General features: G+C 67.6%; 20 protein-coding genes and 1 pseudogene. 9 read left to right on the forward strand and 12 right to left on the reverse strand.

Annotation, left to right across the window (positions count from 1 at the left end):
- The first annotated feature begins 20 nt into the window (after window positions 1-20).
- Both BMZ69_RS04150 and BMZ69_RS04155 read left to right on the forward strand, forming a co-directional pair.
- A complete protein-coding gene (locus tag BMZ69_RS04150) occupies window positions 21-842 on the forward strand; it encodes a helix-turn-helix domain-containing protein (protein ID WP_092155155.1) in 822 nt (273 codons plus the stop codon).
- Between the two features lie 89 nt (window positions 843-931).
- A complete protein-coding gene (locus BMZ69_RS04155; RefSeq protein ID WP_091833448.1) occupies window positions 932-1123 on the forward strand; it encodes a CsbD family protein in 192 nt (63 codons plus the stop codon).
- A gap of 60 nt (window positions 1124-1183) precedes the next feature.
- On the opposite strand, the gene dnaJ is transcribed toward BMZ69_RS04155, so the two are convergent.
- Window positions 1184-2317 carry a molecular chaperone DnaJ gene (gene dnaJ, locus BMZ69_RS04160; RefSeq protein ID WP_092155157.1) on the reverse strand — a complete coding sequence of 378 codons (1134 nt, stop codon included), beginning with the start codon at window positions 2315-2317 and terminating at the stop codon, window positions 1184-1186.
- Window positions 2318-2455: 138 nt separating this feature from the next.
- Window positions 2456-4378: a molecular chaperone DnaK gene (gene dnaK / locus BMZ69_RS04165; RefSeq protein ID WP_092155159.1), complete on the reverse strand. Its 1923-nt coding sequence runs from the start codon at window positions 4376-4378 to the stop codon at window positions 2456-2458.
- A 463-nt stretch (window positions 4379-4841) separates the two neighbouring features.
- Between dnaK and BMZ69_RS04170 the strand changes: the two genes are divergently transcribed.
- Window positions 4842-5744 carry a hypothetical protein gene (locus BMZ69_RS04170; RefSeq protein WP_092155161.1) on the forward strand — a complete coding sequence of 301 codons (903 nt, stop codon included), beginning with the start codon at window positions 4842-4844 and terminating at the stop codon, window positions 5742-5744.
- A gap of 8 nt (window positions 5745-5752) precedes the next feature.
- Here BMZ69_RS04170 and BMZ69_RS04175 read toward each other — a convergent pair whose 3' ends face one another.
- The gene (locus tag BMZ69_RS04175; protein WP_244543200.1) at window positions 5753-6739 is read right to left on the reverse strand and encodes a methylated-DNA--[protein]-cysteine S-methyltransferase; all 987 of its coding nucleotides are present in this window, start codon (window positions 6737-6739) and stop codon (window positions 5753-5755) included.
- A 118-nt stretch (window positions 6740-6857) separates the two neighbouring features.
- Here BMZ69_RS04175 and BMZ69_RS04180 point away from each other — a divergent pair, with 118 nt between their 5' ends.
- Window positions 6858-7463, forward strand: coding sequence for a class I SAM-dependent DNA methyltransferase (locus BMZ69_RS04180; RefSeq protein WP_092155165.1), 606 nt, complete (start codon window positions 6858-6860; stop codon window positions 7461-7463).
- A gap of 8 nt (window positions 7464-7471) precedes the next feature.
- On the opposite strand, the gene BMZ69_RS04185 is transcribed toward BMZ69_RS04180, so the two are convergent.
- Both BMZ69_RS04185 and BMZ69_RS04190 read right to left on the reverse strand, forming a co-directional pair.
- Window positions 7472-7975: a hypothetical protein gene (locus BMZ69_RS04185; protein ID WP_092155167.1), complete on the reverse strand. Its 504-nt coding sequence runs from the start codon at window positions 7973-7975 to the stop codon at window positions 7472-7474.
- A 2-nt stretch (window positions 7976-7977) separates the two neighbouring features.
- Window positions 7978-8505, reverse strand: a complete 528-nt coding sequence (locus BMZ69_RS04190) for a DUF2244 domain-containing protein (RefSeq protein WP_092155169.1) — start codon at window positions 8503-8505, stop codon at window positions 7978-7980.
- Between the two features lie 20 nt (window positions 8506-8525).
- On the opposite strand from BMZ69_RS04190, the gene nth reads away from it, so the two are divergent.
- On the forward strand, window positions 8526-9221 hold the full coding sequence (nth, locus tag BMZ69_RS04195; RefSeq protein WP_092155171.1) for an endonuclease III: 696 nt from the start codon (window positions 8526-8528) through the stop codon (window positions 9219-9221).
- Window positions 9222-9225: 4 nt separating this feature from the next.
- Here the strand turns inward: nth and BMZ69_RS04200 are convergent, their stop codons facing one another.
- Together BMZ69_RS04200 and BMZ69_RS04205 are read right to left on the reverse strand one after the other, a co-directional pair.
- The gene (locus BMZ69_RS04200; RefSeq protein ID WP_092155173.1) at window positions 9226-10212 is read right to left on the reverse strand and encodes a Bug family tripartite tricarboxylate transporter substrate binding protein; all 987 of its coding nucleotides are present in this window, start codon (window positions 10210-10212) and stop codon (window positions 9226-9228) included.
- Window positions 10145-11347, reverse strand: coding sequence for a 4-oxalomesaconate tautomerase (locus BMZ69_RS04205; RefSeq protein WP_280142063.1), 1203 nt, complete (start codon window positions 11345-11347; stop codon window positions 10145-10147). Before BMZ69_RS04205 ends, BMZ69_RS04200 begins: the two co-directional genes overlap by 68 nt.
- A gap of 87 nt (window positions 11348-11434) precedes the next feature.
- Here BMZ69_RS04205 and BMZ69_RS04210 point away from each other — a divergent pair.
- Window positions 11435-12349: pseudogene (locus tag BMZ69_RS04210) on the forward strand (LysR substrate-binding domain-containing protein).
- Between the two features lie 3 nt (window positions 12350-12352).
- Here the strand turns inward: BMZ69_RS04210 and BMZ69_RS04215 are convergent.
- Window positions 12353-13150 carry an undecaprenyl-diphosphate phosphatase gene (locus BMZ69_RS04215; protein WP_092155175.1) on the reverse strand — a complete coding sequence of 266 codons (798 nt, stop codon included), beginning with the start codon at window positions 13148-13150 and terminating at the stop codon, window positions 12353-12355.
- A 239-nt stretch (window positions 13151-13389) separates the two neighbouring features.
- On the opposite strand from BMZ69_RS04215, the gene BMZ69_RS04220 reads away from it, so the two are divergent.
- Genes BMZ69_RS04220 through BMZ69_RS04230 form a run of 3 tightly spaced genes read left to right on the forward strand, consistent with a single transcriptional unit; the run spans window position 13390 to window position 16081 of the window.
- On the forward strand, window positions 13390-14082 hold the full coding sequence (locus BMZ69_RS04220; protein ID WP_092155470.1) for a glutathione S-transferase family protein: 693 nt from the start codon (window positions 13390-13392) through the stop codon (window positions 14080-14082).
- A complete protein-coding gene (gene queG, locus BMZ69_RS04225) occupies window positions 14079-15218 on the forward strand; it encodes a tRNA epoxyqueuosine(34) reductase QueG (RefSeq protein ID WP_348272451.1) in 1140 nt (379 codons plus the stop codon). Before BMZ69_RS04220 ends, queG begins: the two co-directional genes overlap by 4 nt.
- The gene (locus BMZ69_RS04230) at window positions 15215-16081 is read left to right on the forward strand and encodes an SDR family oxidoreductase (protein WP_092155179.1); all 867 of its coding nucleotides are present in this window, start codon (window positions 15215-15217) and stop codon (window positions 16079-16081) included. Before queG ends, BMZ69_RS04230 begins: the two co-directional genes overlap by 4 nt.
- A 6-nt stretch (window positions 16082-16087) precedes the next feature.
- Here BMZ69_RS04230 and BMZ69_RS04235 read toward each other — a convergent pair whose 3' ends face one another.
- The 4 genes from BMZ69_RS04235 to BMZ69_RS04250 form a co-directional block, all read right to left on the reverse strand.
- Window positions 16088-17044 (reverse strand): l-ornithine N(alpha)-acyltransferase, encoded by a 957-nt coding sequence (locus BMZ69_RS04235; protein ID WP_175506658.1) that lies wholly within the window; start codon window positions 17042-17044, stop codon window positions 16088-16090.
- A gap of 124 nt (window positions 17045-17168) precedes the next feature.
- Window positions 17169-19265 (reverse strand): response regulator, encoded by a 2097-nt coding sequence (locus tag BMZ69_RS04240; protein WP_139218968.1) that lies wholly within the window; start codon window positions 19263-19265, stop codon window positions 17169-17171.
- A 108-nt stretch (window positions 19266-19373) separates the two neighbouring features.
- The gene (locus BMZ69_RS04245) at window positions 19374-20912 is read right to left on the reverse strand and encodes a YifB family Mg chelatase-like AAA ATPase (protein ID WP_092155183.1); all 1539 of its coding nucleotides are present in this window, start codon (window positions 20910-20912) and stop codon (window positions 19374-19376) included.
- 73 nt (window positions 20913-20985) lie between these two features.
- On the reverse strand, window positions 20986-23151 hold the full coding sequence (locus BMZ69_RS04250) for a TRAP transporter permease (RefSeq protein ID WP_092155185.1): 2166 nt from the start codon (window positions 23149-23151) through the stop codon (window positions 20986-20988).
- Window positions 23152-23172: the final 21 nt, after the last annotated feature.

Raw genomic sequence — 23172 nt, forward strand, 5'->3', positions numbered from 1 at the left:
CCGCAGCTAGCTTGCACGCCATGAACAAGCACCAGCAGCCCGCGATCGGGCATCTCATCCGCGACTGGCGCCAGCTGCGCCGTCTCAGCCAGCTCGACCTCGCGCTCGAAGCCGAGATCTCGCAGAAGCATCTCAGCTTCGTCGAGAGCGGCCGCTCGGTTCCGAGCCGGGACATGGTCCTGCTGCTCGCCGAACATCTCGGCGTGCCGCTGCGCGAGCGCAACGCGCTCCTGCTAGCCGCCGGCTATGCGCCGGTTTATCTCGAACGCTCGCTGGAGGATCCGGGCCTGCAGGCGGCGCGCAGTGCAATCGACCTGCTGCTCAAGGGGCACGAGCCCTACCCGGCCGTGGCGGTCGACCGGCACTGGACCCTGCTCGCTGCGAACGCGATGATCGCGCCGCTGCTGACGCTGGTCGAAGACGCCGATCTGCTGCGCCCGCCGGTCAATGTGCTCCGGCTCAGCCTGCATCCGCGCGGGCTCGCCCCGGCGATCCTCAACCTCACCGAATGGCGCGGCCATCTGATCGCTCGCCTGCGCCAGCAGATCCGTGCCACCGCCGACCCGCTGCTCGCCGAGCTGCTGACCGAATTGCTGAGCTATCCCGTCGCGGCTGCGCCCTCGGCCAAGGGCAAAGCGCAGGAGGAGGCGGAGCCTCCGATCGTGGTGCCTTTGAAGTTGCGGCTGGGCGAGACCGAGCTGTCGCTGATCTCGACGACGACGGTGTTCGGCACGCCGGTCGACGTGACCTTGTCGGAGCTGGCGCTGGAGACCTTCTTCCCGGCCGACGAGGCAACGGGCCGGGCGCTGCGGGCGATCGCAGAGACGATCACGTCCGCTTGAGCGCGGGAACCAAAATCCGGCCGTGACGTTCTCCCATCCGAAGCGGCGCCGAGGCGCCGAGTTCAACTTATTCGGAAAGGAACACGTCCATGGGCAGCACCGCCGACAAGATCAAGGGCATGGCCAACGAGGCCGCCGGCAACATCAAGCAGGCAGCCGGCAAGGCGCTGAACAAGCCCGAGCTTCAGGCCGAGGGTATCGCGCAGGAGCGCAAGGGCGAAGCCCAGCAAGCGGTCGGCAAGACCAAGGACGCCGTCAAGAAGGTGATCGACAAGGCCTGACCGTCAGGCCGGCTCCGACCACAGAAGAACGGGCGCCGCAAGGCGCTCGTTTTTTTGTTTTCAGGCCGCTCCGCCGAGGCCGCCGAGGAAATCCTTGACCCGGCCGAAGAAGCCGGCTGTCTCGGGATGGGTGGCGCCCGAGCTCTCGCGCTCGAACTCCATCAGCAGTTCGCGCTGGCGAGCGGTCAACTTCTGCGGCGTCTCGACCAGCACCTGGATGTAGAGATCGCCCATCTCGCGCGAGCGCAACACGCTCATGCCCTTGCCCTTCAGGCGGAACTGCTTGCCGGTCTGGGTGCCCTCAGGGACTTTCACCCGGGCCTTTTCACCATTCAGCGTCGGCACCTCGATCTCGCCGCCGAGCGCCGCCGAGGTCAGGCCGATCGGCACGCGGCAGAACAGGTCGGCACCGTCGCGCTGGAAGATGGCGTGCGGCTTGATCGATAGGAAAATATAGAGATCACCCGCCGGCCCGCCGCGCAAGCCAGCCTCACCCTCGCCGGCAAGGCGGATGCGGGTGCCGTCCTCGACGCCGGCCGGGATGTTGACCGAGAGCGTGCGCTCGCGGGTAACGCGGCCGGCGCCCTGGCAGCCGGTGCAGGGATCGTCGATGATCTCGCCGCGGCCATTGCAGGTCGGACAGGTGCGCTCGACCGAGAAGAAACCCTGGCTGGCGCGGACGCGGCCATGGCCGCCGCAGGTCGGGCACTGACGCGACTTGGAGCCCGCCTTGGCGCCGGTGCCGGAGCAGACCTCGCAGGTCACCGAGGTCGGGACGCGGATCGTCTCGTTCTTGCCGGCATAGGCCTCCTCGAGGCCGATCTCGAGATTGTAACGCAGATCGGCGCCGCGCTCGCGGGAGTTGGCGCCGCGCGGACCACCGCGGCCACGGCCTTCGCCGAAGAAGGATTCGAAGATGTCGGACATGAAGTCCGACATGTCGGCCGGGCCACCGCCCCCGCCGCCATTCTCGAAGGCCTGGTGGCCATAGCGGTCATAGGCGGCGCGCTTCTGGCCGTCAGAGAGGATCTGATAGGCCTCGTTGATCTCCTTGAACTTGATCTCGGCCTGCTTGTCGCCCGGGTTCTTGTCCGGGTGATGCTGCATGGCGAGCTTGCGGAAGGAGCTCTTGAGCTCGACCTCCGTCACGGTCCGGGAGACCCCGAGGATCTCGTAATAGTCGCGCTTAGACATTCAACCAGCTGCCCCTGCGCCGCCCTGCGCTTGCTGCGCGAGCCGGCGAGTCATGTCCTGCCGACGCCATCGCCTTAATGGAATGGCCGGGTCAAGCCCGGCCATCCCGTCACAGTCGATGGATGACCAAAAGCGCGATCAGGCGCTCTTCTTCTTGTCGCCCTTGTCGTCGCTGACGTCCTTGAAGTCGGCGTCGATGACGTCGTCCTTCTTCGGCTCCTCGGCAGCGGCGCCGTCGGCGGCATTCGCTTCGGCCTGGCTGGCGGCATACATCGCCTCGCCGAGCTTCATCGACGCCTGCATCAGCTCGTTGGTGCGAGCCTGGATCGCCTCGACATCCTCGCCGGTGAGCGCGCTCCTGAGGGCTTCGAGCGCGGTCTCGATCGCGCCCTTGTCGGCGGCCGAAACCTTGTCGCCATAGTCCTTCAGCGACTTCTCGGTCGAGTGCACGAGGCTCTCGCCCTGGTTCTTGGCCTCGACCAGCTCACGACGCTTCTTGTCGTCGGCGGCGTTCGCCTCGGCGTCCTTGACCATCTTCTGGATCTCGGCCTCGGAGAGACCGCCGGACGCCTGGATGCGGATCTGCTGCTCCTTGTTGGTGGCCTTGTCCTTCGCCGTCACCGAGACGATGCCGTTGGCGTCGATGTCGAAGGTCACCTCGATCTGCGGCATGCCGCGCGGGGCCGGCGGAATGCCCATCAGGTCGAACTGGCCGAGCAGCTTGTTGTCGGCCGCCATCTCGCGCTCGCCCTGGAAGACCCGGATCGTCACCGCGCCCTGGTTGTCCTCGGCGGTGGAGAAGACCTGGCTCTTCTTGGTCGGAATCGTGGTGTTGCGGTCGATCAGGCGGGTGAAGACACCACCCAGCGTCTCGATGCCGAGCGAGAGCGGGGTCACGTCGAGCAGCAGCACGTCCTTGACGTCGCCCTGCAGCACGCCGGCCTGGATCGCGGCGCCGATGGCGACGACCTCGTCAGGGTTGACGCCCTTGTGCGGCTCCTTGCCGAAGAACTGCTTCACGACTTCCTGGACCTTCGGCATGCGGGTCATGCCGCCGACCAGGACGACCTCGTCGATCTGGCCCGCGGACAGGCCGGCATCCTTGAGCGCCTTGCGGCAGGGCTCGATGGTGCGCTGGATCAGGTCGTCGACCAGGCTCTCGAACTTGGCGCGCGAGAGCTTGATGGCGAGGTGCTTCGGACCCGAGGCATCCGCCGTGATGTAGGGCAGGTTGATCTCGGTCTGCGAGGCGCTCGACAGCTCGATCTTGGCCTTCTCGGCCGCTTCCTTCAGGCGCTGGAGAGCAAGCTTGTCCTTCTTCAGGTCGATGCCCTGCTCGCGCTTGAACTCATCCGCCAGGTACTCGACCAGCCGCATGTCGAAGTCCTCGCCGCCGAGGAAGGTGTCGCCGTTCGTCGACTTCACCTCGAAGACGCCGTCGCCGATCTCGAGGATCGAGACGTCGAAGGTGCCGCCACCGAGGTCATAGACCGCGATGGTGCCGGCCTGCTTCTTGTCGAGGCCATAGGCCAGCGCGGCCGCGGTCGGCTCGTTGATGATGCGCAGCACCTCGAGGCCGGCGATGCGCCCGGCATCCTTGGTGGCCTGACGCTGGGCGTCGTTGAAATAGGCCGGGACGGTGATGACGGCCTGCGTCACCGGCTGGCCAAGATAGGCCTCCGCGGTCTCCTTCATCTTCGTCAGCGTGAAGGCGGAGATCTGCGAGGGCGAGTAGTCCTTGCCGTCGGCCTCGACCCAGGCGTCGCCCGACGGAGCCTTCTTGATCTTGTAGGGGACGAGGTCGATGTCCTTCTTGGTCATCGGATCGTCGAAGGTACGCCCGATCAGGCGCTTGATGGCGAAGAAGGTACGCTCCGGATTGGTGACCGCCTGGCGCTTGGCAGGCTGGCCGACCAGACGCTCGCCGTCATCCGTGATGGCGACGATCGAAGGCGTGGTGCGGGCGCCCTCGGAATTCTCGATGACCTTGGGTGTCGACCCTTCCATCACTGCAACGCAGGAATTGGTGGTTCCGAGGTCGATACCGATTACTTTACCCATGGATGGGATCCCTTTCGATTTAGCAGATCGCCGGAAGGCCGCGTCCAGGACGCCGTCCCCCGGCCCATGGCCCCGGATCGCCCCCACCTACCGCGGCGAACGAACCCGGGATATCCACGTCTGGCGACCGAAGTGACGGAACGGAGCCTCGGCTCCTTTCCGGCTTCGCCCGCCGGTTACAACAAAGAGCGGCCGGCCCTGCGTTTCGGCGCTCGCATGCTAGTGCTGGCGCCTGGCGCAATCCGGCCCCGATGGCCTTTGAAAAACCACCGCTTCGGGGCGTATATAGGGAGGGTGACGGGTTGCTTGCAAGGCGCGGAGCCGGATTAAGAATCGGCTTTGCGCATGGTCCTGCACAGAATTCGCGGGGCTGACCATTCCGGGTAAGTGTTGCCCGCATGCTCTTGCGCAGCGGACGTAGCCATTCCATTCAGGAAGACCTTGCGCCACCAGGAAAACAGCCGTGACGACGCTCCGCCGCCCGACTGCCCATCGCCTCGCCGCCGGCGCAGCGCTGGCCTGGCTCGGCCTTGCGGGTTCGGCCATGGCGCAGCCGCTGCAATTGCCGGGCGCACAGCCCTTCAACCAGCCCGGCGCCCAACAGTCGGCCCCAGCCTCCGTCGGCGGCCCGGCGACGCCGCGGCCGCGCACCATGCCAGCCATCAAGATCCCTGGCGAAGACTCGATCCTCGGCAAGACCTTGCGACGCAATGGCGGCTTCGGCGAAGCGACGCTGGAGAAGACCGGCAGCGGCTATGGACTGAAACTGCGGGCGGAAGGCTTCCAGTCCAGCAACCTCGTCGAGCCCTGCGCCATTTCCTTCGGCGACGCGCCCGTGCCGGTGACCTCGCTCGGCAAGCCGGCGGGGCTGCCGCGCTACAAGCTCGAGGCGCCCGCCTGCCCGATCGTCTTCGACGTGCTTGATGGCGCCTTCCTGGTGCTTGAGCCGGAGCAGCCCTGCGTGATCGAGGCCGCCGCCTGCCGCATCGAGCCACGTGGCGTCTGGGGACCGGATTCGCGCACCCTGGCCGCCCGGGCGAAAGACATCGAGGCCGAGCGCAAGCACGCGGAAGGCGCCGTGCGCGATGGCTTCCGGGCGCTCTCGGCCAAGGCCGACCTGACGGAGCAACGCACGATCGCGCGCGAGCAGGCCGGCTTCTCCTCGGAGCGCGAGCAGATCTGCCGCGACTTCCAGCGCGAGGGCTCGCATGGCTTCTGCGGCGCCCGCATCACCGAGGCGCGCGCCGCCTCGATCCGCTCCCGCCTCGGCCTGCCCGAGCCCAAGCCCGAGACTGTCAAGCCGCGCCCCGCCACGGCGAGGCGGACGCCTCCGCCTCCGGCGACGCCCGCTGCGACCATCCAGTAGGTTTTCGCTCAAGCGGCCTCGCCGCCCGCGACCTGCCCGGCCTCCCAGCCCAGGATGGCGCGCTTGCGCGTCAGCCCCCAATGATAGCCGGTCAGCGCGCCGGACTTGCCGATGACGCGGTGGCAGGGCACCACGAAGGAGATCGGGTTCTTGCCGACCGCCGCGCCGACCGCGCGGGCCGCCGAGGGCTTGCCGATATGATCGGCGACGTCGCCATAAGTGGTGGCGCAGCCGACTGGAATGCGCAGCAGCGTCTCCCAGACGCGAACCTCGAAATCGGTGCCGATCAGCACGACGCGCAGCGGCGTCTGCGGCGACCAGCTGCCCGGCTCGAAGATGCGTGTCGCATAGGGCGCCGTCGCCTGCGGATCGAAGCGGTAATCCGCATGCGGCCAGCGCCGCATCATGTCGGCCAGCGCCTCGGCCCGGCCGCCGATGACCTTGCCGCCGTCGAGGCTGTTCGAAACCCAGCCGAGACCGGCAAGGCCGCGCTCGGTCACGACGACCAGCGCCTCGCCGAAAGGCGACTGATGGAAGCCATAGGACATGCGCAGCCCCTCGCCGCCGGTCTTCCACTCGCCCGGCGACATCGCCTCATGGGTGACGAAGAGATCGTGCAGGCGGCCCGGCCCCGAGAGCCCGACCTCGAAGGAGGTGTCGAGGATGCTGGCTGACGCAGCCAGCAGGCCCTTGGCGTTGTCGAGCGTGATCGCCTGCAGGAAGGCTTTCGGCGTCAGCCCGCACCAGCGCCGGAACAGGTGATGCACATCGGTCGGGGTCGCGCCTGCGGCATCGGCGATCGCCTCGATCGTCGGCTGCTGGCGCCAGTTGTTGGTGATGTAGGACAGGATGCGGCGCACCGTATCGTAATCCGAGCCGGGCGCGACCGCCGGGAAATCGGCTTCCGAGGGGATGGCTTCGGTAGCGCGGGCGAGCACGGCGTTGGAGACGACTATCGGTTTCATCGCCGTCCTGAGACTGGAATGAGCGTTCATCTTTCTATCCTCGCGATCTCAAATCTCATGCTCACGAAGCTAGTCATGTCAGCATGCGTCTCCCACCCGAAAGCTGACAAGCTCGTCTTCACCGTGGGAGGCGCGTAGACATCCACAAATGACCGATTCTGCCGACCGCGTCGTCTCGCTCTACACCCGCCATGCCGCCGCCTATGACCAGCAGCGCGGCCGAAAACTGATGGAAGCGCGCTGGCTCGACCGCTTCCTCTCGTTGCTGCCGGCGACGCCATCGGTGCTCGACATCGGCTGCGGCATGGGCGAACCGATCGCAAGGCATCTGATCGAGCGCAACTGCGTCGTGACCGGCATCGATTCGGCGGCACCGTTGATCGCGCTCTGCCGCGAGCGCTTTCCGGAGCAGGACTGGCTGGCCGGCGACATGCGCGAGCTCGCGCTCGGCCGGCGCTTCGACGGGCTGATCGCCTGGGACAGCTTCTTCCATCTGACGCCCGACGACCAGCGCCGGATGTTCCCGCTCTTCCGCGAGCACGCAGCCGAAGGCGCGGCGCTGCTCTTCACCAGCGGTCCCGGCCATGGCGAGGCGATCGGCAGCTTCGAGGGCGAGCCGCTTTACCATGGCAGCCTAGATCCAGCCGAGTATCGCGTGCTGCTGGATGCGAACGGCTTTGCCGTCGTCGAGCATGTCGTCGAGGACCCGGACTGCGGCGGCCATACGATCTGGCTGTCGCACCGGACAACCTGAGGCCTTCCTCAAACGAATTGCAGCAACTTTGTGCGCGTCAGGCGCTGGTTGTTGCGATGCCATTCGTCGTCGGTGAAGAAGACCGGCGAGCCCTCGTCCCAGCCGCTGCAACTATAGTCCGACTGCTCGGCGAAGAAGGCGACGAAGTCCTCGCGCGAGCGCCATTCGGCAATAGCTTGGCCGGGATGATGGCCATCGAGGATGTCGCAGAGCTTGATCCCCGCCTCTGTGCGGATCAGGCCGTGACCGCAGTAGTCGCGGTGGAATTCGTGAATCAGCCCCTGGCCGACCGGACGGGCCGTCACACGATCCCAGACCTGCCCTGCCAGAACCGGGCCGAACAAAGCGCGATCGAGCTTGTCGCGCAGGACGAGCGCATAGCCGCGGACAGCCGCTTCGCCGTCGTTCTCAGCGGGAGGAGGGCCGCGCCGAGCGCGATTGGCCCGCACCGCCGCGATGACGACGACGATGATGGCCGCCCATGCGATCAGCGGGATGACCGTCGCAGCCATACTCAGGCAGGCTCGAAATCCGGGCCGCGCTTGGCCTTGGCGAGCGCCGTACCGAGCGCCTGCGCAAAACCCTCGCGCTCCCCCGGCGAAAGCGCAGAGGCGACCACGGTGCGCCGGCCGCGCGAGACCAGGGACAGCTCGAGCAGGCCGTAATCATCGTCGTCTTCGCGCTCGAGCTTGGTCCAGGCGGGGTTGGAGCGCCAGATCTTCTCGCGGCCGTGATGCGAGACCTTGCGCAGCAGCACTTCGAGCGGCGTCACGACGATACGCTCGAAGGCGCGGGCCGCATTGAAATTGACCTTGAAGGCGATGAAGAGCGCCAGGATGTCGAGGCCGAAGAAGCCGGCGACCGGCCAGGCGCCGAGCACGATGAAGGGAATCGAGGCTGCGACGCTGGTCAGGCAGACCAATGTCATGACGATGCGGAAGCCGTCCTGGCCGAGCGAGCGGTGCGGCGTGATCGTCGCGTCGAAGACAGGCTTCTCGGCCGCTTCGGGGAGGTCGTCTGAATTGGGCTTGCCCAAGGTCATCTGCGAACTATAACGCCGCGATGCCCGCGCCGAACAGCCAAAAACGCCGCAGCCCGTCGCCGAAGCGGATCACGAAGCCGCGCAGCGCCGCCGAGATCTATGAGATCTTCAACCGTTTCCGGCAACAGAGGCCCGAACCCAAGGGCGAGCTCGACTATGTCAACGTCTTCACCCTGCTGGTCGCCGTCGTGCTCTCGGCGCAGGCGACCGATGCCGGGGTCAACAAGGCGACGAAGCGGCTGTTCGAGCTCGCCGATACGCCAGAGAAGATGCTGGCCCTCGGCGAAGACCAGGTGCGCGAGCTGATCAAGACGATCGGGCTCTACCGCAACAAGGCGAAGAACGTCATCGCGCTCTCGGAGAAGCTGATCGCCGAGTTCGGCGGCGAGGTCCCCACCGCGCGCGAGGCGCTGGAGAGCCTGCCCGGCGTCGGCCGCAAGACCGCTAATGTCGTGCTCAACATCGCCTTCGGTGAGATCACCCATGCGGTCGACACTCATGTCTTCCGCGTCGCCAACCGCCTGCGCATCGCGCCCGGCAAGAACGTGCTGCAGGTCGAGCTCGGCCTTGAAAAGGCAGTGCCGGCCGAGTTCGGCCGGCACGCGCATCATTGGCTGATCCTGCACGGGCGCTACACCTGCAAGGCGCTGCGGCCGGCCTGCGAGACCTGCGTCGTCACCGATCTCTGCGATTCGCCCGACAAGCGGATCGCCTGAGCCATCAATTGATCGCCAGCCGAGCCTGCTTGATGATGCCGGCCCAGCGGCGCGACTCGGCCTCCATCATCGCTGCGAACTCCTCCGGCTTGTTGCCGATCGGCTCGGCACCCTCGTTCTGCAGACGCTCGCGGATGATCGGGCTGTTGATGGTCTCGACCGTCGCCTGGCGCAGCTTGGCCGCGATGTCCTTGGGCGTGCCCTTGGGCACGACGAAGCCGTACCAGGCCGTCGCCTCGTAATCCGGCCAGCCGCTCTCGGCCACCGACGGCACCTCCGGGAAGAGCTTGGCGCGCGCCTTGCCGGTCACCGCCAGCGCCCTGACCTTGCCGCCATGGATCAGGCCGAGGACCGAAGGCACGGTGGTGATCATGAAGTCGCTGTTGCCGGCGAGCAGATCGGTCAGCGCAGGCCCGGCGCCGCGATAGGGCACGTGCACGGCCTCGAACTGCGCGGTTTGAGCCAGCAGGATCGTGGCAAGATGGCTGGCGGAGCCATTGCCGGCCGAGCCGTAGGTCAGCTTGCCCGGGTTCTTCTGAGCCTGGCCGACGAGCTCTGCCAGCGTCTTGTGCGGCGAGTTGGGCGAAACCACCACCACGAGCGGCGCCGCGGTGATTAGCGTCAGCGGGTCGAAAGCGGTCAGCGGGTCGACCCGGACATTCTTGAACAGATGCGGATTGACCACCATCGGGCCCTGATTGGCCATCAGCACCGTGTAGCCGTCGGGCGCAGCCGCGGCCGCCTGGGCGGTGGCGAGATTGCCGCCGGCCGAGCCGTTGTTCTCGACCACGAGCGACTGGCCAAGCCTCTCGCCGACGCCCTGCGCGACGAGGCGCGCGATCGCATCCGTGCCGCCGCCGGCGGCGTAAGGCACCAGCAGCTTCATCGGCCTGTCCGGAAAGGCAGCCTGGGCGCGGGCGAAGTCAGGCAGGCAGGTGCTGGCCAGAGCGGCCGTGATCAGGCTGCAGAGATGGCGGCGCGTGATCGTCATGGGTCAGTTCTCCTCCCGTTTCCGCCCTCTCTGCAAGCGCGAGGATCGCACTGGCGGGGACGATGACGTTTCCTTCGAAAATGCGGCGCGCCGTGCGCACCAGGCTGGCGCGGGCCACCTGACCGGCGGCATCGAGCGCAAGGTCGACCTGGATGGCGCCGCTCGGATGCTCGACCGCGACCAGCGAGTCGGCTTCGGCGCTGAGCATCTCGGCGGCGACGCTGCCGGCGATGCGGCTCGCCGCCGCAACGCAGAGCGCCCCGGTGACGGCATGGCTGCGATGGCAGCGATCCGGCGTGAAATAGCGCGAGGTCAGGCTGCCGCCGCGGCGCGCGGGCGAAAGCACACCGACCTTGGGAATGACGCGTCCGGCGACATCGCCGAGTCCCATGCGCCGGCCGGCCTCGCGGCGAAGCTCTTCCAGGCGCGCCAGCAGGGCAGCGTTGGCATCGAGCTCGGCCGGCGTCTCGTCGCCGGCGAGGCCGAGATCGGTGGCGCGCAGGAGCAGCATCGGCGTGGCGTAGTCGACCAGCGTCACCGGGATGCCGTCGATCTCCTCGCGACCGCGGCCAGTCGGCAGCAAGGCGCCGGTCTTCGAGCCGACAGCTTCGAGGAAGCCGAGCTTGATCGGGGCCGCCGTGCCGGCGACGCCGTCGATCGCAGTCGCGCCGTCATAGGCGACGACGCCGCCTGGGGTCTGCACGGCCGCCTCGATCAGCGCGCCGGTGTTGCGGTTATGGATGCGCACGATGGTCTCGCCATCGGCGGCCGGCACGAGGCCGGCCTCGATGGCGAAGGGGCCGACGGCGGAGAGCATGTTGCCGCAGTTCGGGCTCAAATCGACATGGGCACGCTCGACCGCGACCTGGGCGAAGAGATAGTCGACATCGGCATCCGGCCGGCTGGAGCGGCTGACGATCGCGACCTTGCTGGTCAGCGAATTGCCGCCGCCGAGCCCATCGAGTTGCAGCATATGCGGCGACCCCATCGCGGCGAGCAAGACGCGATCGCGCGCCGCCGGATCGGCCGGCAGGTCGCGCTCCAGGAAGAAGGGGCCGCGCGAGGTGCCGCCGCGCATCAGCACGCAGGGAATGCGCAGGGCCTGAGCATGCGGAAGCTGGAAGGGAGCGGACAAGGGCGTCACCCGGCGGTTGGCGATGCCCCACTCTTCTCAAATCGAATAATCGCTGTGAAATGCAGAGATCGGCGCTATTAATGCTTCATGAGCATCAATTTCGAAGCCCTCGATTTGCGCGCCTTCATCTCCGTGGTCGAGCTCGGCGGCTTCCACCGCGCCGCCGAGGCGCTCAACATGTCCCAGCCGGCGCTGAGCCGGCGCATCCAGCGCCTGGAAAGCGCGGTCGGAGCGGCGCTGCTGGAGCGGACGACGCGCCGGGTGGCGCTCACCATGGTCGGGCGCGAAATGCTGCCTTTGGTCCGACGCATGCTCGACGAGTTCGACAGCTCGATCTTCGCGATGCGCGATCTCGGCAGCCGCCGCGCCGGGCTGATCGCGCTCGCCTGCGTGCCGACGGCCGCCTTCTACTTCCTGCCCTCGGTGATCGCGCGCTTCCAGGCGCAGTAGCCGAACATCCGCTTCCGCATCCTCGACCTCTCGGCCAATGACGGCCTGGAAGCGGTGGCGCGCGGCGAGGTCGAGTTCGGCATCAACCTGATCGGCGGCTCCGATGGCGAGCTCAGTTTCGAGCCGTTGATCGACGACCCCTTCGTGCTCGCCTGCCGGCACGACCATGCGCTGGCAAGGAAGTCGGCGCTGGACTGGGGCGACCTCGAAGGCCATCCGCTGGTCACCGTCAGCCGCAGCAGCGGCAATCGCGCCATCCTCGATGCGGCGCTGGTCAAGGTCGGAGTCCGGCTCGACTGGTCCTTCGAGGTGACGCACCTCTCGACCTCGCTCGGGCTGGTCGAGGCGGGCCTCGGCATATCCGTGCTGCCCAAGCTGGCGACGCCGGGCGCGGATCACCCGATCATCGTGACCCGACCGATCCGCGACCCCGAAGTCTCGCGCACGATCGGCGTGGTCAGGCGCCGCGGCGTCAAGCTTGCGCCGGCTGCGGAGCGCTTCCTGGAGATGCTGCTCGGAACCTGGCGCGGGCCCCTGCCCGCTTCAGGCTGACGCTCAGCCGAAGACCCAGAGCCCGGCGAGTCCGGCCGAGCCGACGATGATCCGCCACCAGGCGAAGGGCGTGAAGCCGCGCTTCGAGACGAAATCGAGGAAGCTGCGGACGACGATCAGCGCCGAGATGAAGGCGGTGACGAAGCCGATCGTGATCAGAGTGAGATCGTTGGTCGTCAGCTCCTTGTAGTTCTTCAGGAGGTCGTAGGCGAAGGCGCCGGCCATGGTCGGCATCGCCAGGAAGAAGGAGAACTCGGCCGCGGCCCGCTTGTCGGCACCGAGCAGCATCGCGCCGACGATGGTCGAGCCGGAACGCGAGACGCCGGGCACCATCGCGAGGCACTGGATGAAGCCGATCTTGAGATACATCGGCAGCGGGAACTTGGTGGCGTCGTGATGCTTCACCTCGAGCTCAAGCTCGTCGATGACAAGGAGGACGAGGCCGCCGGCGATCAGCGTGCAGCAGACCAGGAAGGGGTTGAATAGCACGCCCTTGATGAAGCCGTGCGCCAGCGCCCCGATCACCGCCGCCGGCAGGAAGGCGACGAGCACGCCGAGGACGAAGCGCCTTGCGGTCGGATCGGTCGGCAGGCGCAGGGCGATGTCGAGCAGGCGACGGAAATAGACCAGCAGGATCGCCAGGATCGCGCCGAGCTGGACCAGGATCTCGAAGGCCTTGCCCTTGGATTCGAAGCCGAGGAAATGCCCGAGCAGCAGCAGGTGGCCGGTCGAGGACACCGGCAGGAATTCGGTCAGCCCCTCGACCACGCCGAGCACGGCGGCGACAAGCAGGTCATGCATGGGAGGGTCCTTCCGAGCCTTGCTGGTGCGGCGCAACAAAAGCGTGCCGAACGCGTTAAAGCTATGGCGCAGGGTCTTTGCAAATTGGTTACCAGATCGGCAAGGATTTCCGCGCAATCCGCCACTTTCCCCCGTCCCGGGTTGTGAGGCTTAGCCGGCAGGCCTATACGGGGGCGCTCTATCGCGCTGCATCACGCGCCGGCCTACCTCACCCGAACCTTCATCTGTTCCAGCAATCGATGGCCACGCTCCACCATTATCCGCTTTGCCCGCATTCGCGTTTCATCCGGCTCGCCCTCGGCGAGTTCGGCCTCGATGCCACGCTGATCGAAGAGCGCGTCTGGGAACGGCGGCGCGAGTTCCTCGAGCTCAATCCGGCCGGGACGACGCCGGTGCTGCGCGAGGATAGCGGCCTGGTCGTGCCAGGCCCGGGGCCGATCGCCGAATATCTCGACGAGACCCGCGGCCTTGCGCTGGCCGAGCGCCGCCTCCTGCCGGAAGGCCCGGGCGGGCGGATCGAGGTGCGCCGGCTGCTCGACTGGTTCAACATCAAGTTCAACGAAGAGATCACCGCTCCGCTCGTGCTGGAGAAGGTGATGAAGCGCTTCATGAGCCGCGACGAGGGCGGCGGCCCGCCGGAGATGAGCGCGATCCGCGCGGCGCGCGGCAATGTGCGCTATCATCTGCGCTACATCGCCTGGCTGACGGCGAAACGGAACTGGCTCGCCGGTGACAATCTGAGCTATGCCGATCTCGCCGCGGCGGCGCATCTTTCCTGCGTCGACTATCTCGGCGACGTGCCCTGGGACGAGGACGAGGCTGCCCGCGCATGGTATGCGAGGATCAAGTCCAGACCGAGCTTCCGGCCGCTGCTGAGCGACCGGATTCCCGGCATGGCGCCCTCGGCCCATTACGACGACCTGGACTTCTGAGCCCCGACAAGCTCAAGGCCGCGATCGCCGCGCGCGCGAAGGCCGAGGGTTTTTCGGTGCTGCGCGTCGCCTCGACCGATGCGATTCCCGAGGCGCCGGGGCGCCTTGCCGGCTGGCTTGAGGCCGGCCATCACGGCGATATGACCTGGCTGACCGAGCGCACGGCCGAGCGTGCCGATCCGGCGACATTGTGGCCGGCGGCACGCTCTGTCGTCATGCTCGGCATGAGCTATGCCGGCGAAGGCGACCCGCTCGCGGTCCTGGAGCAGCGGGATCGTGGCGCGATCTCGCTCTATGCCCGCCGGCGCGACTATCACGACGTGATCAAGGGCAAGCTGAAGAGCATCGCTGGCGTTCTGGCGGCGCGCGGCGATGCCGAGGTCAAGGTCTTCGTCGACACCGCCCCGGTGATGGAGAAGCCGCTGGCGCAGGCCGCGGGCCTCGGCTGGCAGGGCAAGCAGACAGTGCTGGTTTCGCGCCAGCATGGCGCCTGGCTCTTCCTCGGAGCGATCTACACCTCGGCGGAGCTGCCGCCGGACGAGCCTGAGCGCGACCATTGCGGCTCCTGCACGCGCTGCCTCGACATCTGCCCGACCAAGGCTTTTCCGGCACCCTATCAGCTCGATTCGCGGCGCTGCATCGCGTATCTCACCATCGAGCATCAGGGCCATATCGACCCAGAATTCCGCGAGGGTATCGGCAACCGCGTCTTCGGCTGTGACGACTGCCTCGCCGTCTGCCCCTGGAACAAGTTCGCGGAAGCCTCACACGAAACGCGCCTGGCGCTGAAGAGCGAGCTCGACGCGCTGCCGCTGGCCGACCTCGCAGCACTCGACGACGCTGCCTTCCGCACGCTCTTCGCCGGCACGCCGGTGAAGCGCACCGGCCGCGAGCGCTTTGTCCGCAATGTGCTGATCGCGATCGGGAACAGCGGCGATCTGGCATTGGCCGCAAGCGCCGAAGCTCTGCTCGACGATCCCTCGCCTTTGGTGAGGGCGATGGCCGCCTGGGCGCTTTGGCAGCTTGCCCCCGATCGTGCTGCCGAACTCGCGCCAGCGCGGCTCGCGCAAGAAGCCGACCCCGAGGTCAGAGCCGAATGGACTCAGCCTTCGCCAAACCAACTGGAATCCGTATGAAGCTCGTCATCTTCGGCCTCGGCTATTCCGCCGGGTTCTTCGCGCGCGCCGCTTTGGCCAAGGGCTGGGAGGTCACCGGCACGGTGCGCTCGGCCGAGAAGGCCGGCGAGCTCAGCAAGCAGGGACTGCACACGCTGCTCTTCGGCGGCTTTGCAGTCTCGACGCCTCTGGCAAAGATCGTCGCCGAGGCGGACGCGGTGCTGGTCTCGGCCCAGCCGGACGAGAACGGCGACCCCGTGCTCGGCGCGCTCGCCGACAAGCTCGCCGCCGCCGAGAAACTGCGCTGGATCGGCTATCTCTCGACCATCGGCGTCTATGGCGACCATGGCGGCGCCTGGATCGATGAAACCGCCGAATGCCGGTCGACCAGCCGGCGCTCGCGGCAACGGCTGGAGATCGAACAGGACTGGCTCGCCTTCGGCGATAGCAGCGGCAAGCCGGTCCAGGTCTTCCGCCTTTCCGGCATCTACGGCCCCGGCCGCAGCCCGATCACCAAGCTGAGGGCCGGCACCGCCAACCGGCTGATCAAGCCCGGCCAGGTCTTCAACCGCATCCATGTCGACGACATCGCCGGCTTGCTGATGGCCTCGATCGAACAGCCGCGCGCCGGAGCGATCTACAACGTCACCGATGACGAGCCGGCGCCGCCACAGGATGTCGTCCGCTTCGCCGCAGAGGTCTCAGGGCTTACGCCGCCGCCGGAAACCCCGTTCGACCCGGCCAAGCTCTCGCCGATGGCGGCGAGCTTCTACAGCGAGAACAAGCGAGTCTCGAACGCGCTGGTGAAGCGCGAGCTCGGCTATGCCTTCCGCTATCCGGAGTATCGACAGGCGCTGCGCGACCTCGCCGCTGCGGGCGAGTGAGCCGAATCAGGCGGCGTAGCGCCCGGCGTCGCCGTCGAGATACTCGATATAGCGCCGGTCGATCGCGGCGACGGGCAGGATGACCAGCACGTCGGTGGTGCCGAACTGCTTGTCGATCACGGCGCCGGAGCCGAAGCGGGCGCCGAGGCGCAGATAACCCTTCACCAGCGGTGGCAGGCATTTCAGCGCGAGCTTGGCGTCGACCATGCCCGCGGGCAGGCGATCCATCCCGACATGCCGCTCCGGCTGCGCCACGACGCGCCACTCGCCCTGGGCGGTGGCGTGGTGGTGGATGAAGCTGAGCGGCAGGGCCAACATGTCGGGATCGACGCCATCGAAGCTGGCGCAGCCGAACATCGCGTCGATGCGGTGATGCCGGCAATAGGCCCAGATGCCGTGCCAGAGCAGCTCGACCGTCTTCTTGGTGCGGTAGGGCTTCAGCACGCAGGAGCGGCCGAGCTCGAGGAAGCGCATGTCGGGATGGCGCGCCAGCAGTGGCGCGATGTCGAATTCGGATTGGGTGTAGAAGCCGCCGAGCTTGGCGACGGCCTGCTCGCGCATCAGCCGGTAGGTGCCGACCACCTTGGGCTTGATCCCGCCGAAGCGGCCACGCGCGGCGTGGTCGATGACGAGGAGATGGTCGCAGACCGCGTCGAACCGGTCAGCATCGCGGCGGAACATGCGCGAGACGACGTCGGGCTTGGCCGACATCTCCTGATAGAAGACACGATAGCGCAGGCGCTGCGCCCGCCAGATCTCGCGCGGCCCGCGCGCCAGCCGGACCTCGAGCGTGCCGGAGCGGCCGAGCGTGCCGGAGAGAGCGTCGGGACCGGGAAAAGCGAAGCCGCCAAGCTGCTTGCCGGCAGCCAACAGGTTCGACGGGGAGAAACGCTGCAACAGGGCCTGGCCGGCCGGCTTCTGCTTTGCCGGCTGACGGGAACCCTGAAAAACGTCGTGCGTCATAGACGGTCTGGCCCCTGCGATCTCGGATCGGCGCATGACAGCTCTGCGCCGACCGTCTTACGGGATCGCGACAAAACTACGTCACTGCGATGACGAAGCCAACCGTCTGTGGAGGAAACCCGGCTCAGGCCGACAGCATTTGTGTCGTTCGCAGATGCGAAAGCCGCTCGATCCAGCCGCGTAACTGCTCGCGCGAGAGCGGCTTAGCCAGGCAATCATCCATGCCGGCGGCGAGCGCCTCGCGCCGGTCCTCCTCCGCCGTGTTGGCGGTCACGGCAACAATCGGTAGCCGCTCCGAGCCTGGCGCCTTCTCGGCCGCACGTATCCGCCGGGCGACGGCGAGCCCGTCCAGTACCGGCATGCGGACATCAAGCAAGGCGAGATCGAAGCCTTTCACCTCGCCCGAGCGCGCCTCCTCGATCAAACGAACAGCCTCGCCGCCATCGCGCGCCCAGACCGCGCTGCAGCCGAATCGCTCCAGGCTGCGGGTCAGCAGCAGCGCGTTGATCTCGTTGTCCTCGGCGACGAGGACCCGCAGACCGGCGACAGGCTGCCGTGCCGAGGCGACGCCGGCCGGCGCTGCGACAGCTGTGCCCTGCGAGCGCTTGACGGGATCGAGCCGCACCTGGAGCGAGCGGGCTCGGACCGGCTTGACGAGGAACCCACTGAAGCCCGCGGCATAGGGCGAGCCGAAGCTGCGGCGCTCGGCTGGCGCCAGCATGATCACGATGTCGGCGACGCCGGCCCGGCGCGCCGCGGCTGCCACAGCCTCGATCTCGCCGCCCGGGAGGTTGCGATCGATCAGCACCGCGGACGGGGCCGAATCGCCGGCGAGCTCGGCAAAGGCCTGAGCATGATCGCCAGCCTGCACAACCTGTGCGCCCATGCGTTCGAGGCAGGCGACGATATGCGCGGCGCTGAACGGCGCGGAAGACGCGACCAGGATGCGCCGGCCTGCCCAATCCGGCGAAGCGGGAGAGGCGCCGGCGTCCACGGCTGCCCGCAACGGCAGGGCCAACCGGAACAGCGCGCCGCATCCCTCGCGATTGGTGGCCTCGATGTCTCCGCCCATCGCGCGGGCGAGCCGACGGGCAATGGCGAGGCCGAGGCCGGTGCCGACCTGCTCGCGGTGGCCGGTCATGCCGCCCTGCTCGAACTCCTCGAAGATCGTCGCCAGGCGTTCCGGCGGGATGCCTGGACCGGTGTCGGCGATGCTGACGACGAACCCGCCAGCGACTGCGTCCGCCTCGATGCCGACGCCACCCTCTTGCGTGAACTTCACGGCATTGCCGACGAGATTGAGCAGAATCTGGCGCAGGCGCTCGGCGTCTCCGACGAGCTGCCCAGGCAAGTCCGGCCCGAGCAAGGCGGAGATCTCAATGCCCTTGGCTTGAGCGCGTGGCGCCATCAGCTCGGTCACATCCTCGATCAGCGCAGCCGGATCGAACGGCGTATCGAGGAGTTCGAGCTTGCCGGCCTCGACCTTGGCGAAGTCGAGGATGTCGTCGACGAGACCGAGCAAGGCCTCGCCGGAGCTGCGCAGTGCCTTGACGTAAGTGCTCTGCTCCGGATCGAGCCTGGTGTCGCCGAGCAGATCGGCCATGCCCAGAATGCCGTTGAGCGGGGTGCGGAACTCGTGGCTGACGGTCGCGAGAAAACGCGACTTGGCAGCGCTCGCCTCCTCGGCCCGGCTGCGCGCCTCCTCAAGCGCCGTTTCAGTCGCGATCCGCCCGCTGATCTCGCGGCCGACACGCTGCAACACGGTCTGCCCGGCGGCGACCGGCACGATCGTCTCGACCCAGGATAACCAGCGTTCGCCCTCTTGCGTCTCGATGCACTCGTCGACGACGCGGGCACCATTTGGCAGCACCTGGACCGGCCGAGCAATACGGACGCGCGGCTGTTCGACGCTGCCGACGGCCTCGACCTCGCTCTTGCCGATCAGCGCCGCATAGGCGGCGTTGGCGTAAATGATCCGGCCCTCGCTGCGACGCACGATCAGATCGCCCTGCGCCTCGATCAGGCTGCGATAGCGCTCCTCGCTGTCGGCAAGCACCCAGAGCCGGTCACTGAGCTTCTCGACATCGGCCGTCAGAGCCCGCGCCTGCTGCGTGATCTCCTGCCGCTCGCGCAGCAGGCGGATCGCTACGACGGCACACGCAATCGCCAGGGCGACGGCGGCGCCAGACAGCAGGACGGCGAAGGACGGCAGCTCGATCATGCCATACCATCTAGCATCGACCCTCTTGAGAAAGGGTTCGCCCCATCAGCGAGGGTGCCAGATGGTTTGAATGGTTTCGTTAACCTTTCATCAGGCGGCAATCCGTCGTCAGGCAGCCTGGGCCGCCTGGTCGATGCGCGAGCGATAGGACAGCGCCTCCGCGAGATGAATGCGCCCGAGCCGGTCCTCGCCGTCGAGATCGGCGAGCGTGCGCGCGACCTTGAGGACGCGGTGATAGCCGCGCGCCGTCAGCCGCATCGCCTCGGCGGCGTTTCGGAGCAGCGCGAGCCCGGCCGCATCCGGCCGCGCCACCTCGTCGAGTTGCGCGGACGGACAACGGGCATTGGTGGTACCGCCCGGAAGCCCGAGCGCGGCGTAGCGCTCCGATTGGCGGGCACGAGCCGCGGCGACGCGGGCGGCGACCTCGGCCGAGCCCTCGGCCGCGGCCGGCAGGATGAGATCGGCGGCGGTCAGCGCGGGTACGTCGATGGTGATGTCGATCCGGTCCAGCATCGGGCCGGAGATCCTCGCCTGGTAGCCCGCCATGCAGCGCTCGTTCGGCTGCCGGCGGCAGGCATAGCCGGGCTCGGTCGCCTTGCCGCAGCGGCAGGGATTCATCGCCGCGATCAGCTGGAACTTGGCGGGATAGACGGTGCGGTGATTGGCGCGCGAGATCAGCACCTCGCCGGTCTCCATCGGCTGGCGCAAGGCATCGAGCGCCTGCGCCTGGAACTCCGGCAACTCGTCGAGGAAGAGCACGCCGTGATGGGCGAGCGAGACCTCGCCCGGCTTGGCCTGCAGCCCGCCACCGACCAGCGCCGCCATCGAGGCGGAATGATGCGGTGCGCGGAAGGGGCGCCGGTCGGTCAGCTCCCCATCGGCGAGATGGCCGGCGACCGAGAGCACCATCGAGACCTCGAGCAATTCGCGCGGATCGAGCGGCGGCAGGATCGAGGGCAGCCGGCTCGCCAGCATCGACTTGCCGGCACCGGGCGGCCCGTTCATCAAGAGGTTATGGCCGCCGGCCGCAGCGATCTCGAGCACGCGCTTGGCGCTTTCCTGGCCCTTGATCTCGCGCAGATCCGGCAGCGGCCCGCTCTGGCGGGCGACGGCGGGCTGCGGCCGCGCCATCACCTGCGTGCCCTTGAAATGGTTGGCGAGCTGGATCAGCGAGCGCGGCGCGAGGATGTCGAGATCGCGGGCCGCCCAGGCCGCCTCCGGCCCGCTCGCGGCCGGGCAGATCAGCCCCTGCCCTCGGCCATAGGCCGCGATCGCAGCCGGCAGCACGCCGGCGACCGGTGTGATCGAGCCGTCGAGGGCGAGTTCGCCGAGCACAGTGTAGCCGGCGAGCGCATCGGCCGGAATCGCGCCGATCGCCGCCATGACGCCGAGCGCGATCGGCAGGTCGTAATGGCTGCCTTCCTTGGGCAGGTCAGCCGGAGCGAGGTTGACGGTGATGCGCTTGGCCGGCAGCGCCAGCCCCGAGGCGATCAGCGCGGCGCGCACCCGCTCCTTGCTCTCGCCGACAGCCTTGTCGGGCAGGCCGACGAGAATGAAGGCGACGCCGCCCGGCGTGACCTGGACCTGGACATCGACGGCGCGCGCCTCGATGCCTTCGAATGCCACCGTCGCGACCCGCGTCACCATTCCAGCGCACCCCGTCCCCGCGCAGTGACGCTAGCGGAAGCGCGTCAGGGTTGCAAGAACATATCAGGAACTTCTACGCTGGCGCGACAGCTGCTTTCCGCGCGAGCGCCTGCCGCAGCAGCACCGGCGCCGCGATCACCAGACCAAGCGCGACACTCATCGGCATCGCCAGGATCAGCGGCAGCGCGGCGATTCCGAGGATCAGCCGCTCCCACATCGCCAGCGGCGCCAGCAGCCAGCCCGAGAAGGCGGCGGAGAGCAGGGTGATGCTGGCGAGGCAGGCCGCGGTCGAGCCGATCAGCTCCGTCCAGGTGAAGCTCGGCACCATGATCAGCATCGAGGGCGAGAACACGAAGACGAAGGGCACCAGCACCTTGCCGAGCGCCAGCCGAAAGGCGGTGTTGCCGGTCTTGAACGGGTCGGCGCCGGCCATGCTCGCCCCGGCATAGGCGGCGATCGCGACCGGCGGCGTCACGTCGGCGAGCACGCCGTAATAGAAGACGAAGAAATGGGCGACGAGCGGGTTGACGCCGAGCATGCCGAGCGCCGGCGCCGCCACCGTCACCATGATGATGTAGTTCGCCGTGGTCGGCACGCCGCAGCCGAGCAGGATGCAGACGATGCCGGTCAGCAGCAGCGTGAAGAACAGGGTCGCGGTCTTCACGTCGAAGGGCAGGAACGGGACGAGATCGAGCACGCCCTTGGCCCATTGATCGGCGAGCGAAGTCACGATCCAGGAGATCTTGAAGCCGACGCCGGTCAGGGTGACGACACCGACGATGATGCCGACCGTCGCCGCAGCGGCGCCGACGCCGATGGCGTATTTGGCGCCGAGGATGAAGGCGTCGACCATGTCGTTGACGCGCTTGCGACCCTCGGCCGACTTCAGCAGTACGCCATGGGCCATGACCGCGAAGGCGGCGAGCGTGAAGGCGGCGTTCACGCCGGGCACACGCAGGAATTCGGTCGGCGCGGCGATGCCTATCGCCAGGGCGAAGGCCAGCGCCGAAGCGGCGCGGTAATGCGCGAGGCCGACCAGCATGCAGCCGGTGATGCCCCAGAAGGCGGCGAGATAGGGCGTATAACCAGTGAAGAGCACGACGATCAGGCCGAAGAGCGGCGCGATCGTCGGCCAATCGCGGGCGAAGACCTCTTTCAGCTTGGGCGCCTCGGCATCGGTCATGCCGCGCATGCCGTTGCGCCTGGCTTCGAAATGCACCTGCATCAGCACGCCGAAGAAGTGCATGAAGGCCGGAATCACCGCGGCGATGACGATGGTCGCATAAGGCAGATTCAGGAACTCGACCATCAGGAAGGCGGCGGCGCCCATGATCGGCGGGGTGATCTGGCCGCCGGTCGCTGCCGTCGATTCGACGGCAGCAGCAAAGTGACGCTGGTAGCCGAGCCGGATCATCATCGGGATCGTCAGCGAGCCCACGGTGACGGTGTTCGCCACCGAGGAGCCCGAGATCATGCCGAACAGGGCCGAACCGAAGATCGAGACCTTGGCCGGCCCGCCGGCGAAACGACCGGCGACGGCAGCGGCGACACCTAGGAACAACCGGCCGAGGCCGATGCGCGTCGCCAGCACGCCGAACAGCACGAAATGGAAGACATAGGTCGCGACCACGCCGAGCGCGACGCCGTAGACGCCCTGGCTGGTCAGATAGAGATGATTGACCAGCACCGACCAGGTCGCGCCCGGATGCAGGAAGATGCCGGGAAACCAGGGACCGAAGATCGCATAGATCATGGCGAAGAGCGCGATCAGCGGCAGGCCCCAGCCGATGGCGCGGCGCGTCGCCTCGATCATCAAGACGATCGTGATCGTGCCCATGACGACGTCGAGCGTCGAAGGATTGCCGACACGGAAGACCAGATCCTCGAAGATGTAGGGCACGTAGAGGCTGGCGACGGCAACCGCTGCGGCGCAGATCCAGTCATAGAGCGGCACGCCGCCCGGGCGCCAGAAAGTCGAGGCGTGCACCGTTCTGGCGTCGCTCTTGCGCGCGGAGAAGACGAGGAAGATCAGCCCGAGCACGAAGGCGAGATGGATGCCGCGATGCGTCGTCTCGCGCAGCAGGCCGAAGCCGGCGGTGTAATAGTGGAAGGCCGAGAGCGCGAGCAGCAATCCGCCGATGATCAGCGCCGTGCCATGCGGCACCTTGCGGAACGCCATTTCTGGATCGAGCTCTTCCTCGAGCCTGGCGAGTTCGGCGGCGGAGGGCTGGTTGGCCATGGTGGACTTTCGATACGTCGC

The sequence above is a fragment of the Allobosea sp. CRIB-10 genome (genome assembly GCF_900112185.1).
Lineage (GTDB): Bacteria > Pseudomonadota > Alphaproteobacteria > Rhizobiales > Beijerinckiaceae > Allobosea.

What these genes read in the sequence shown, in the direction of transcription:
- BMZ69_RS04150 (WP_092155155.1), top strand. Translation starts at nt 21, where the DNA reads ATGAACAAGCACCAGCAGCCCGCGATCGGGCATCTCATCCGCGACTGG.
- BMZ69_RS04155 (WP_091833448.1), top strand. Translation starts at nt 932, where the DNA reads ATGGGCAGCACCGCCGACAAGATCAAGGGCATGGCCAACGAGGCCGCC.
- dnaJ (WP_092155157.1), bottom strand. Translation starts at nt 2,317, where the DNA reads ATGTCTAAGCGCGACTATTACGAGATCCTCGGGGTCTCCCGGACCGTG.
- dnaK (WP_092155159.1), bottom strand. Translation starts at nt 4,378, where the DNA reads ATGGGTAAAGTAATCGGTATCGACCTCGGAACCACCAATTCCTGCGTT.
- BMZ69_RS04175 (WP_244543200.1), bottom strand. Translation starts at nt 6,739, where the DNA reads ATGAACGCTCATTCCAGTCTCAGGACGGCGATGAAACCGATAGTCGTC.
- BMZ69_RS04180 (WP_092155165.1), top strand. Translation starts at nt 6,858, where the DNA reads ATGACCGATTCTGCCGACCGCGTCGTCTCGCTCTACACCCGCCATGCC.
- BMZ69_RS04185 (WP_092155167.1), bottom strand. Translation starts at nt 7,975, where the DNA reads ATGGCTGCGACGGTCATCCCGCTGATCGCATGGGCGGCCATCATCGTC.
- BMZ69_RS04190 (WP_092155169.1), bottom strand. Translation starts at nt 8,505, where the DNA reads ATGACCTTGGGCAAGCCCAATTCAGACGACCTCCCCGAAGCGGCCGAG.
- nth (WP_092155171.1), top strand. Translation starts at nt 8,526, where the DNA reads ATGCCCGCGCCGAACAGCCAAAAACGCCGCAGCCCGTCGCCGAAGCGG.
- BMZ69_RS04200 (WP_092155173.1), bottom strand. Translation starts at nt 10,212, where the DNA reads ATGACGATCACGCGCCGCCATCTCTGCAGCCTGATCACGGCCGCTCTG.
- BMZ69_RS04215 (WP_092155175.1), bottom strand. Translation starts at nt 13,150, where the DNA reads ATGCATGACCTGCTTGTCGCCGCCGTGCTCGGCGTGGTCGAGGGGCTG.
- BMZ69_RS04220 (WP_092155470.1), top strand. Translation starts at nt 13,390, where the DNA reads ATGGCCACGCTCCACCATTATCCGCTTTGCCCGCATTCGCGTTTCATC.
- BMZ69_RS04230 (WP_092155179.1), top strand. Translation starts at nt 15,215, where the DNA reads ATGAAGCTCGTCATCTTCGGCCTCGGCTATTCCGCCGGGTTCTTCGCG.
- BMZ69_RS04235 (WP_175506658.1), bottom strand. Translation starts at nt 17,044, where the DNA reads ATGACGCACGACGTTTTTCAGGGTTCCCGTCAGCCGGCAAAGCAGAAG.
- BMZ69_RS04240 (WP_139218968.1), bottom strand. Translation starts at nt 19,265, where the DNA reads ATGATCGAGCTGCCGTCCTTCGCCGTCCTGCTGTCTGGCGCCGCCGTC.
- BMZ69_RS04245 (WP_092155183.1), bottom strand. Translation starts at nt 20,912, where the DNA reads ATGGTGACGCGGGTCGCGACGGTGGCATTCGAAGGCATCGAGGCGCGC.
- BMZ69_RS04250 (WP_092155185.1), bottom strand. Translation starts at nt 23,151, where the DNA reads ATGGCCAACCAGCCCTCCGCCGCCGAACTCGCCAGGCTCGAGGAAGAG.